9 protein-coding genes are annotated in these 11,476 nt (G+C 66.4%); all 9 read left to right on the top strand.

The genetic code is table 11. The features are described 5' to 3' along the window. Nucleotides 1–44: 44 nt before the first annotated feature. The 9 genes from G8760_RS23955 (at nt 45) to G8760_RS30135 (ending at nt 11,465) form a co-directional block, all read left to right on the top strand. Nucleotides 45–833: a DeoR/GlpR family DNA-binding transcription regulator gene (locus tag G8760_RS23955; protein WP_166355366.1), complete on the top strand. Its 789-nt coding sequence runs from the start codon at nt 45–47 to the stop codon at nt 831–833. A 103-nt stretch (nt 834–936) separates the two neighbouring features. Further along, a complete protein-coding gene (locus G8760_RS23960) occupies nt 937–1,728 on the top strand; it encodes a 3'(2'),5'-bisphosphate nucleotidase CysQ (RefSeq protein ID WP_246222671.1) in 792 nt (263 codons plus the stop codon). Next, complete coding sequence (cysD, locus tag G8760_RS23965; RefSeq protein ID WP_166355367.1) at nt 1,725–2,633, top strand: sulfate adenylyltransferase subunit CysD; 909 nt, start codon at nt 1,725–1,727, stop codon at nt 2,631–2,633. Before G8760_RS23960 ends, cysD begins: the two co-directional genes overlap by 4 nt. Then, a complete protein-coding gene (gene cysN / locus G8760_RS23970) occupies nt 2,633–3,922 on the top strand; it encodes a sulfate adenylyltransferase subunit CysN (protein ID WP_166355368.1) in 1,290 nt (429 codons plus the stop codon). The genes cysD and cysN overlap by 1 nt, the downstream gene beginning before the upstream one ends. Before the next feature lie 184 nt (nt 3,923–4,106). Next, entirely contained in the window at nt 4,107–4,895 is a 789-nt protein-coding gene (locus G8760_RS23975) for an alpha/beta fold hydrolase (protein WP_166355369.1), read from the top strand. A gap of 343 nt (nt 4,896–5,238) precedes the next feature. Beyond that, the gene (locus G8760_RS23980) at nt 5,239–5,967 is read left to right on the top strand and encodes an alpha-1,2-fucosyltransferase (RefSeq protein WP_166355370.1); all 729 of its coding nucleotides are present in this window, start codon (nt 5,239–5,241) and stop codon (nt 5,965–5,967) included. Nucleotides 5,968–6,024: 57 nt separating this feature from the next. Then, entirely contained in the window at nt 6,025–6,831 is an 807-nt protein-coding gene (locus G8760_RS23985) for a hypothetical protein (protein ID WP_166355371.1), read from the top strand. Nucleotides 6,832–6,990: 159 nt separating this feature from the next. Further along, nucleotides 6,991–10,653: a fibrinogen-like YCDxxxxGGGW domain-containing protein gene (locus G8760_RS23990; RefSeq protein ID WP_166355372.1), complete on the top strand. Its 3,663-nt coding sequence runs from the start codon at nt 6,991–6,993 to the stop codon at nt 10,651–10,653. Beyond that, a complete protein-coding gene (locus G8760_RS30135) occupies nt 10,650–11,465 on the top strand; it encodes a CDP-alcohol phosphatidyltransferase family protein (protein ID WP_211199006.1) in 816 nt (271 codons plus the stop codon). The genes G8760_RS23990 and G8760_RS30135 overlap by 4 nt, the downstream gene beginning before the upstream one ends. Nucleotides 11,466–11,476: the final 11 nt, after the last annotated feature.

Raw genomic sequence — 11,476 nt, forward strand, 5'->3', positions numbered from 1 at the left:
CGCTGTGTCGTCCGCCGCGAGATCGTTCACTATTGTGAGGACGGATGCTCGCGGCTGAACGGCACACGAAGATCCTGGACGAGGTCCGCCGCAACGGCGCCGCCCGGGTAGTCGACCTTGCGCGCAGCCTGGATGTTTCCGAGATGACCGTCCGGCGCGATCTCGATGTGCTGGCCCGGGAAGGGCGCCTGGAAAAGGTACACGGTGGTGCCACTCGGCGGGTTGCCAGTGCCGAGGAGCCAGGTTTCGAGGTCAAGTCGCTGCGCCAGCCCGTCGAGAAGGAGGCGATCGCAGCCGCGGCGGCTGAGATGATCACGCCAGGCAGTGCGATCGGATTGTCGGCGGGTACCACCACGTGGAGTTTGGCGCGCCGGTTGCGGGGGGTTGGAGACCTGACCGTCGTCACCAATTCGATGCGGGTGGCCGATGTCCTCCATGGCGCAGCCACCAGTAGCCAGAACGTGGTGCTCACCGGCGGGGTGCGCACACCGTCGGATGCGCTGGTCGGGCCACTGGCGGTGGCGGCGCTCGAACGACTCCACCTCGACGTGGTGTTCCTGGGTGTGCACGGCATGGACGATTCAGCCGGCTATACGACGCCGAACCTTCTCGAAGCCGATGCCGACCGTGCGTTGGTGGCGGCCGGGCGACGGCTCGTGGTGCTGGCCGATCATACGAAGTGGGGCACGGTCGGCCTCAGTACCATCGCGGCCTTGGATCAGGCCGACGTGGTGATCAGCGATGAGGCGCTACCGGACGAAGGGCGCCGGATCCTGGAGGAGCGGGTCGCAGAGGTCCGGTTGGTGCCGAGTGGTGCCAGCGAAAGACGGTAGCGTCCATATCGTGGACAATTCGTCCCAGATTGTGAACAGGGCCCGGATGTAGCGACCATTGCGCCTAACCTTGAGTGTTCAACGTGTGTAGCTGAGGAGATCCGTGACCGACACCGACGCGGCGCTGGCCGCCCGCCTCGCTCGTGAGGCGGGCGCACTCTTGCTCGCCTTACGGGAGTCGCCGGAAACGGCCGGCGCCGGTGGCCTCGGTGCCGCTGGAGACCGGGCCGCGCACGAATTTCTCCTGGCTGAGCTCACCCGGCACCGTCCAGATGACGACGTACTCAGTGAGGAAGGCGCCGACAACCAACGCCGGCTGCAGGCCGATCGGGTGTGGATCGTGGACCCGTTGGACGGCACCCGAGAGTTCGCCGAGAACCGGTCCGATTGGGCGGTTCACGTGGCGTTGTGGGAGCGGGACGACACCGGCGGGCGGCTCGTCGCTGGCGCGGTAGCCCTACCCGCCGACGGAACCGTCCTGTCATCGGAGAATCCGCCTGCCGTGCCCGAGCAGGGCGAGCGCCCGCGGCGGATAGCCGTGAGCCGCACCCGTGCGCCGGAGTTCGCTCGAGCCGCGGCCAGCGAACTCTCCGCCGAGCTGGTGCCGATGGGATCCGCTGGTTACAAGGTTGCGTCGGTGGTGCTCGGGGCGACGGACGCCTACATACACGCGGGTGGTCAATACGAATGGGACTCCGCTGCTCCGGTGGCGGTAGCCCTGGCCGCCGGATTATCCGCCAGCCGGCTGGACGGCTCTCCATTACGCTACAACAACGCCGACCCCTATCTGCCCGACCTGTTGGTAGCTCGGCCGGAGCTTGCCGACGTGCTGCTGGCGGCGTGTTCAGACGCCGCATCCGACCTGGTAACCGTCGACCCGAGGTCCCAAAGATGACGTTTCACGACTACCAGCTCAGCCAGCTCGACATCCTCGAGGCCGAATCCATCCACATGATCCGAGAGGTGGCGGCCGAGCTCGAACGGCCAGCCCTCCTGTTCTCCGGCGGCAAAGACTCGATCGTGATGCTCCGGCTCGCCGAGAAAGCGTTCTGGCCGGCGCCGATCCCGTTCCCTGTCATGCACGTCGACACCGGGCACAATTTCCCGGAGGTGCTCGAGTTCCGCGACCGACGGGTCGCCGAACTCGGCGTCAATCTGGTGGTGGCGTCGGTACAAGACGCCATCGACCGGGGATTGGTGGCGGAGGAGCCCAACGGTTCCCGCAACCGGATCCAGACGCCGGTGCTCCTCGAGGCGGTCGAGAAGAACCGGTTTACCGCGCTGTTCGGCGGTGCCCGCCGGGACGAGGAGAAGGCCCGGGCCAAGGAGCGGGTGTTTTCCTTCCGCGACGAATTCGGCCAGTGGGATCCGAAGAATCAGCGGCCCGAGCTGTGGAGTCTGTACAACGGCCGGATCCATCTGGGTGAGAGCATCCGGGTGTTCCCGTTGTCCAACTGGACCGAGCTGGACGTGTGGCAGTACATCGGCCGGGAGCGTATCGAGGTCCCGCCGATCTACCTGGCGCACGAACGTGAGGTGTTCGAGCGGGACGGAATGCTCTTCGCGGCCAACGAATTCTGCCGGCCCCGCACCGACGAGCCGACGTCCGTGCAGAGGATCCGGTACCGGACGGTCGGCGACGCTTCGCTTACCGCGGCGGTGCGGTCCGATGCCGACACCATCGAGAAGATCATCGACGAGACGGCCGCCAGCCGGCTCACCGAACGTGGCGCCACCCGTGGTGACGACCGCGTCAGCGAGGCAGCGATGGAAGACCGGAAGAAGGAGGGGTACTTCTGATGGAGACCGTGGCCACCAAGACGCCCGCGTCGTCCACCATGGGCCTGCTCCGGTTCGCCACCGCCGGGTCCGTGGACGATGGCAAGAGCACCCTGATCGGGCGGCTGCTGTATGACTCCAAGTCGATCTTCACCGACCAGTTGGAGAGCGTCGAACGGACCAGCCAGGAGCGGGGCGACGAGTACACCAACCTGGCGCTGCTGACCGACGGCTTGCGGGCGGAACGTGAACAGGGCATCACCATCGACGTCGCGTACCGCTACTTCGCGACCCCGCGCCGGAAATTCATCATCGCCGACACCCCGGGGCACATCCAGTACACCCGCAACATGGTCACCGGCGCCTCGACCGCTGATCTCGCGATCGTGCTGGTGGACGCCCGCAAGGGGCTGGTCGAGCAGAGCCGGCGGCATGCGTTCATCGTGTCGCTGCTGCGGGTGCCACACCTCGTCCTCGCCGTCAACAAGATGGATCTGGTGGACTGGTCGGAAGAGGTCTTCGAGCAGATCGCACACGAGTTCACCTGCTTCGCGTCGAAACTGGATATCCCCGACCTCACGGTGGTGCCCATCTCCGCGCTGCACGGCGACAACATCGTGTCGCGTTCGGCGAACATGCCGTGGTACGAGGGCCCGTCGTTACTGCATCACTTGGAACACGTCCACATCGCCAGCGACCGCAACCTGGTCGACGTACGCTTCCCTGTCCAGTACGTGATCCGGCCGCAGTCGCTCCAGCACGCTGACTACCGGGGTTATGCCGGCCAGATCGCCGGTGGTGTGCTGAAGAAGGGCGACGAGGTGATGGTGCTGCCCAGCGGTCTGACGTCGCGGATCGCCGAGATCGAGACGGCCGACGGGCCGGTCGGTGAGGCGTTCTCGCCGATGTCGGTCACGGTCCGGCTAGAAGATGAGCTGGATGTGTCTCGTGGCGACATGATCTGCCGGCCGCACAACCAGCCGATGGTCGCGCAGGACATCGACGCGATGGTGTGCTGGATGACCGACACACCCCTGCAGCCAGGCCAGAAGCTGGCCATCAAACACACCACCCGATCAGCACGGGTGCTGGTGAAGGAGTTGCAGTACCGGCTCGACGTGAACAGCTTGCACCGGGACGAATCGGTGAGCCAGTTGGGGCTCAACGACATCGGCCGGGTGCGGTTGCGCACAACCGTGCCGCTGCTTGCCGACGAGTACCGCCGTAACCGCACCACCGGCGGATTCATCCTCGTCGACGAGGCAACGAACCGGACGGCCGGCGCTGGGATGATCACTAGCGCGACCTAGAGCCCGCGCGACACATTAGCGCCTGCTTGTGCATTGCGGAGTGACGGTGGAGGGTTTTCCGCTCAACGGTGGAAGGTAGTACCGGCTATAGCGGGTACTACCTTCCACCGTCACACCGAGAGTTTCGGATGATCCATGCTCTCGGGGCTACTGAGATCAGCCGGTGATCGTTAATCTTTATGCCGTGGGCCTACATCTGGAGGTGGCCGGGCCACCGGAGGGATATCCGGTGGTCTTCCTGCATGGGGCGGTAGCTGAAGGCGGGCAGAGCTGGCAATCCCAGGTGCGAGATCTCACCGAAGACCTGCGGTGTTACGTCGTAGATCTGCCCGGGCATGGCGGGAGTTCCGCAGTGCCGTGGGCGTCCATGGAAGACACGGCGGATCAGGTGGCCGATGCGATCAAGCGTGAGACAGCCGGCGCGGTTGGTGTGGTCGGCATGTCTCTCGGCGGATGTGTCGCGGTACGACTCGTGATGCGCCATCCCGAGTTGGTGGCGAGTGCGGTGGTCTCGGGAGTGAGCGTGTTGCCTGCCTCGTTCGGCACCCGGATGTGGCAGCGAGGTCAGCTGCTCGCTCGCTACACCAGCTTGGGTTCGTTGCTTCCCGCGGGCGATCGAGGTCCGGCCAACAACGGCGACCGAACCGGAGCCCGGGCGGCGCCTGCGGCGGTGGCCAGGCAGGCGCAGCGGAAGATCGCTGACGAGATCGTGAACTTCCGCCTCCCCGCGGGTGGTCAGAAGGTCGAATGTGCCTTGCTCGCGGTGGCGGGTGAACATGAGAGCCGGCAGATTCTTCTGTCGCTCCGGCCATTAGCTGCGCGTTTCACCGCGGGTATGGCGAAGTACGCGCCGGAATCCGGGGCGGCCTGGAACACGGAGCATCCGGAGTTGTTCAACGCCATGGTGCGCAGTTGGGTGAGTGAGCAGCGGTTGCCGCCCAAATTGCGGGACCCCGAGCAATGGACCGGCTAGCGCTGCGAACCGACTACCCCCGGTGATCGTTGCCGGTTTTCAGCCCATCGGTCCCGTGATCATCATCATGATTGGGTCGCTATCACGACACGATTGCGGCAACGATCACCGGGGTGGAGGGCGGAAAACCGGCAACGATCACCGGGGTGGAGGGCGTTGGCGAGCGGCCGGCCTCGCATGCGGTTACAGTTCTCGGGTGTCTGGGGGTAGGAAAGCTAGAGCGGTGCTATCGCTACAGGGTGGGCTGGGTAATCAACTGTTCCAGTGGGCGTTCGCGATGTCCCTGCGTCGTCAGGGTGTCCGGATACGGCTGGACACGGTGCGCTGTCGCGGAGCGCGGCCCATGATGCTGGGTTCTCTGGTGTCCGATCTGCCGCGGGTGCCGCGCCTCGTCGGGTTGGCGATGGTGGCGGCACAACGAGCCAGCGTGCTGCGGGGAGGGCCGCTGCCGTTGCTGGTGGCCGAGCAGGGTTTTGGTTATGACTCCTCTGTTCGGGACCGCGTAGTGGCCGGTGGTCGCGCCGGTACGTACATTCTCGGGTACTTCCAGTCCTATCGGTATTTCGAGGACGTCGCTCCCGTGGTCCGGGAAACGGTTAACGCTTATCTGGCCGAGCAGCTGACACCTGCCGGCCAGCGCTTGCGCACTGATCTGGCCGCTGATTCCCGCACCGTGGCGGTGCATGTACGCCGCGGCGACTACGTCACCAACCCGGTGGCAGCGGCCTATCATGGGGTCCTCGGCATCGATTTCTACCAGCGTGCACTGGACACGGTGGCTAAGTCGGGGCACACTCGACGAATCTGGTTTAGTGACGACCTCCCATGGGTCAGGCAGCACTTGGCCGGTCCGGACGACGAGTTCTGTCCGGCTGGCGTGGCCCGTTCCGCAGGTGGTGAGATCGCGTTGATGGCGGCCTGTTCGGCGCGCATCATCGCGAACAGCTCGTTCAGCTGGTGGGCTGGATGGCTGGGACGTGAGGGGTCCAGGGTGGTCGCGCCGGACCAGTGGTTCGCCGGTTCCGGCACCGGAACTGAGGACCTGGTGCCGACGGAGTGGGTCAGGCAGTAGGGCCGGCGAGCGTCAGCCCGACGGTGGAGAGCAGTTCGGGAGCAGGGGGCACAACGGATGGCTGAGGACGTCCCGGCCGCCGACGCAGAGTCAGCGGGCGGCGCGGACACAAGGAAGCCGTGGTGGCGTGGACCACGCGGCGCTGCTTTGGCGTGCCTTGCGGCACTGTTGATCGTCGTTGGCGTGGTGTTGGCCGTTCGGGCCGGCGGCGACGACGACCCGAGGGCTGGTGACATCGACCCAACGGCTGAGCCGGCGCCACGCGACACGCCAACACCTGACGTAGCCGACGGCACCATCGCACCGGATGCCACCGATGACCCACGCGGCGACGGAGACGAGGATGACGAAGCCGACGGTGACGACGACCGCACGTCCGATGAGCCAGAGACCGATCCGGACACCACATCGCTGCCGGACGACGACACCGACCCGATCGATCCCGCCGACGCCGTCCGGGCCGCCGAGCAGGTGCTCGGTGAGTACCTGGCCGAGGCCGACGTCGTGTACCAGAACCCGCAGGCCGACCTGGGCCGGGTGGCCCGGGTGGCCGACGGCGTGGCGCTAAGCGAGGTACAGGCGGCTGTCACGGAGTTCGGCAACATCGAGTGGCGGCAACGTGGTGAGGTACGTATCGCCGAGGTCGAGCCCGGCGAGGTGGATGTGTCGACGGCTCCAGAGACGGTAGAGCTCGAAGCCTGCCTGGACACGTCCGCCATCGACATCGTGGACGATTCCGGTGAGTCTGTTCGCGGTCCGGCCGATTCCGGCTCCGACCGCACTCTGCACGTGTACCGAGTACAACGTGTCGAAGGTACGTGGCTGGTTGTCGACCACGGGTTACCGGACGACGCGGATTGTTAGGCACGACGCGCAAGGACTGCTAGGCACGACGCGCAAGGACTGCTAGGCACGACGCGTAAAGACCACAAAAATTTCATTCCGGACACCGGATGCGGCGACAGAGCAACCCTTTATGGGATATCATCCGCCGCGAGGGTGTAAAGGCTTGGGGGGCAAGTCATGGCAATCCGCCGGCAACGGCGGGCATTCGCGGGTGTAGCCCGCGTGCTCGCTGTTTCTACGCTGACCGCGTCCATGCTGGTCGCGGTGTCCGCTCAGTCGGGTGCGGCTGCCGCACCGGATGGGCAGACCCAGTTCACGGCCGCAGCGTCGTGCTGGGAGATCAAACAGAACACACCGTCCGCCCAGGACGGCGTGTACTGGCTGATCACACCCACGTTGAAGGCGCCCGAGCAGTTCTACTGCGACATGACCACCGATGGTGGTGGCTGGGTGCTGATCGGCCGTGGGCGGGAGGGCTGGCGCAACACGTACGAGGGTCTCGGCACCACCGCGCAGGTGCGTTCCGTTGTTAATGGGCCGAACGCGTTCCAGGTGCGGCAGCTGTCGTCGAGGGTCATCGACGGGTTGCTGGACGGCGGGCGAGTCGACCAGGTGCCCGACGGTATCCGGTTGCGCCGGGCCATGAACACCGGCGGCACCCAGTGGCAGGAAGCCCGGTTCAACTTCGCCAACCGTGACCGTTGGGTGTGGACGTTCCCGGCGGAGCACCGGGTGGGTAGCTTCCGGTTCGGCACCTCTACCGGCTCCGGGGGGCAGACCAGCAGCTTCGGCACCAACAACCAGTACAACCGGGTCATCACTACGAAGACGGCGGCTCAAGGTTGGACGGCCGGCTGGGCGTACGGCAACCAGGTGAGCGGGACCACCTCGTCGACGTCGTATTTGTGGTCCAACTCGATCGGAACCGGTCAGGCGCGGCCCTTCACGCAGATGTTCCTGCGGCCCCGGCTGAAGCTGGACGATCTGGACTTCCCCGACGTGCCGGACTCGGGCAGCCCGGCGGACGAACTGCCCGGCATCATCGAGAACGGCGTGTTGCCAACACCCTGGGGCGTGGTGGGACGCGCCAATGGCAGCGGCAGCGAGCTGGCCACCGAGGTACAGGACTTCGCCCAGATTGGCGACTACGTCTACGTCGGCGGCAACTTCCGGTGGGTGCAACGGAACTCGTCCGGCGCTGGCCGGGTGGAGCAGTCCTATCTCGCTGCCTTCCATGTCGACACCGGCGAATGGATCTCTGGATTCCGCCCGACGTTCAACAATCAGGTCAACACCCTGGCGGTGTTACCCGATGGACGGCTCGTCGCGGGCGGCGAGTTCAGCCAGGTCAACGGCCAGACGGCGCGAGGTATGGTGGCGCTTGACCCGATGACCGGGGCTACCGATCCGTCGTGGCACGTCGATATGGAGAACCGGCTCACCTCGGGGTTCCTGAGCGTGCGCAGCCTGTCGGTCAAGGGTGACTGGCTCTACGCCGGTGGTGCCTTCACCCACATGTCGGGGGGTAGCGTCACCAGCCCCATCTACGCCCGTTCAGGCGCGCGGTTCTCGGTGACGGACGGCTCGCCTGACGTCAACTGGAACCCGAACTTCGACGGCACGGCGGTGGATGTCGATGCCAGTGCCGACGGCTCGCGGCTGTATGCGGCCGGCTACTTCGGCCATTCCAACGGTCAACCCGCCCTCCGGGCCGCGGCGGTGCGCACGGTGTCGGGTGCGCCGCTGGCCGAGCCGGCCTGGACACCGACGTGGAGCCGCCCGGCTGACCGCACCAACTACCAGCAGGCGATCCGCGAAGCGGGCGATCGGGTGTGGGTCGGTGGCGCGGAGCACTCGGTCTTCAGCTTCAGCACCGCCACCTTCGAGCGACTCTCGGGCAACATCACCAAAGCCGGTGGTGACTTCCAGGCGATGGCGGTGGTGGACGGGGTCGTCTACGCCGGTTGTCACTGTGACGACTGGAACTACTCGAACGCGTTCTTCTGGCCGGGCGTCGGCACGGACTGGACCCAGGCCGACAAGATCGGCTGGGTGTCCGCTTGGGATCAGGAGACCGGTGAGATCATCCCGGACTTCAATCCGATCATGCGCACCGATCGTGGCCACGGCGCATGGGGAATCTTCGGCGACAGCAACGGTACGGTCTGGATCGGCGGAGACTTCACCACCGCGATCAACCAGAATGGTGGAAACCAATGGACCGGCGGGTTCGCCCGCTTCCCGGCGCGGGACACCACCGCACCGGCGGCGCCGAGCAGCCTGTCCGGGCAACGTATCGACAACAACACGGTCCGGCTGACCTGGGGGGCCTCGTCGTCGAGTAACGCGCAGTACGAGCTGATGCGGGACGGGCAGGTCATCTTCGTCACCTCCGACACCACCATCGAGGTGCCGTCCGACCTCGGCGACGACGACCGCTTCTTCGTCCGGGCCGTCGACGCCACCGGTAACCGTTCGGCCAGCACGTCCGTGCTCGACCTCAGCGACCCGCTCCCGCCCGAGCCCGGCGTGCTCATCGAAGCGGGTTCGGACTGGTCGTGGCGGTACGAGTCGGCAGCGGTGAATGCCAACTGGGCACAGCCAGGCTTCAACGCGTCGAGCTGGAACGTCGGCCCGGCGATCCTCGGCTGGGGGTCGGCCGCGGTGGAGACGAACATCGACGTGCCGTCGGGGACGACGCGGCCGTTGGCGGCGTACTTCCGGCACGAGTTCGACGTCGACGACGCCGACGAGATCAGCAGTGTCGAGCTGGAGACATGGGCCGACGACGGTGTGGTGGTGTACATGAACGGTGAGGAGGTCGGCCGGTGGAACATGCCGGACGGCACCATCACCGGCAACACCTTCGCCACCGCCGCGCCACGCACCAACACGGCTCGCGCCAACCCGGTCACCGTCACGATCCCGGGCGACCTGTTGGAGGACGGCGCCAACGTCGTCGCCGCCGAGGTGCATCTGAACTATCGCAGCACCCCGGACGCGAGCTTCGATCTGACTCTGACCGAGTCGGAGTCGCAGATCTCGCCGCCGGCGGCGCCAACGGCCACCGCCATCGCGCAGGGCGAGAACGAGGTGCTGCTGGAGTGGGACGAGCCGAGCGACGAGAACGTCGTCGCCCATCGGATCACCCGAACGGGAGCGGACGACGTCGACGTCGACCTACCGGAGTTGTCCCACCTCGTCGAGGGGCTGGCGCCGGACACCGAATACACCTGGGAGGTGCGGGCCGTCGACACGTTCGGCCGGACGTCCGATCCGACGGTGGTGAGTGCCCGGACCGATGAGGGCGAGCCGCCACCACCAGAGCCGGTGGTGCTCGTCGAGAAGGGTTCGGACTGGTCGTGGCGGTACGAGTCCACGGCGGTGGACGCTGACTGGGCGCAACCTGGGTTCGACGCGTCCAGCTGGGCTGAAGGGCCGGCGGTCCTCGGCTGGGGGTCGGCGTCGGTGGAGACGAACATCGACGTGCCGTCGGGGACGACGCGGCCGTTGGCGGCGTACTTCCGGCACGAGTTCGACGTCGACGATCCCGATGACCTCACCGAGGTGGAGCTGTTGACCCGCGCCGACGACGGTGTGGTGGTGTACATGAACGGTGAGGAGGTCGGGCGGTGGAACATGCCGGGCGGCACCATCACCGGCAACACCTACGCCACCGCGGCACCACGCACCAACACCGCGGTGGCCAACGCGATTACCGTCACGGTCCCGACCGACCTCCTGGTCGAGGGGGCTAATGTCGTGGCCGCGGAAGTTCACCTGAACTATCGGAGCACGCCTGACGTCAGCTTCGACCTTGGACTCGTGGCAGAGCAGTGACGGTAGGCAAGCACACCGCACCACCTGCGGTACCGACCGGCCGGCAGCGGAGCACCTTCGGTGCTGCGCTGTCCCGGCTGGCCGGGGCGCAGAAGAGCCAGGCCGGTGTGCCGATGTACACGCGGTATGTCAACCGGCGGCTCGGCCGGTATGCCGCCGCGGCGGCCTACCGGGCAGGTTTGACGCCCAACCAGGTGACCGTCCTCAGCGCACTGTGTACCGCGGTGGCATTGGCGCTGGTGGTGACCGTCAGCCCGACACCCGCGTTGGCGGCCGTTGTAACGGTCCTGCTGGTCGCCGGTTATGCGCTCGATTCCGCCGACGGCCAGTTGGCCCGGCTGACCGGCACCGGCGGGCCGGGCGGCGAATGGCTCGACCATGTCGTCGACGCCGTGCGCAACCCAGCATTGCACCTGGCGATCCTGGTGTCGCTGTACCGCTTCACCGATCTGCCCGGGTGGGTGTTGGTGTTGCCGATGCTCTTCCTGCTGACCACCACGGTCCGGTTCTTCGGCCAAATGCTCGCCGAACAATTGCGGCACCGAGATGGCCCACGCGCCGGCCTGGTTCCGGTGACCGATGCCGACGGCGGTCAACGCGGCCGGTCGCTGATCCAGCTACCGTCCGACCCTGGTGTGATCAACCTGGTTTTCGTCCTGCTGGCCTGGCCCTGGGTGTTCACGTGGGCCTACGTGGGCCTGCTGGGGATGAACATGCTGCTTGCCTTCGCCTCACTGGTGCGGCGGTTCCGCGAGATGGGGCGGTTGCAGGCAGCTCTGCACGAAGCAACAAGCACAAGGGGGGTCTCGTGACCGACGAGACG

The organism is Phytoactinopolyspora limicola, assembly GCF_011320225.1.
Taxonomy (GTDB): Bacteria; Actinomycetota; Actinomycetes; order Jiangellales; family Jiangellaceae; genus Phytoactinopolyspora; species Phytoactinopolyspora limicola.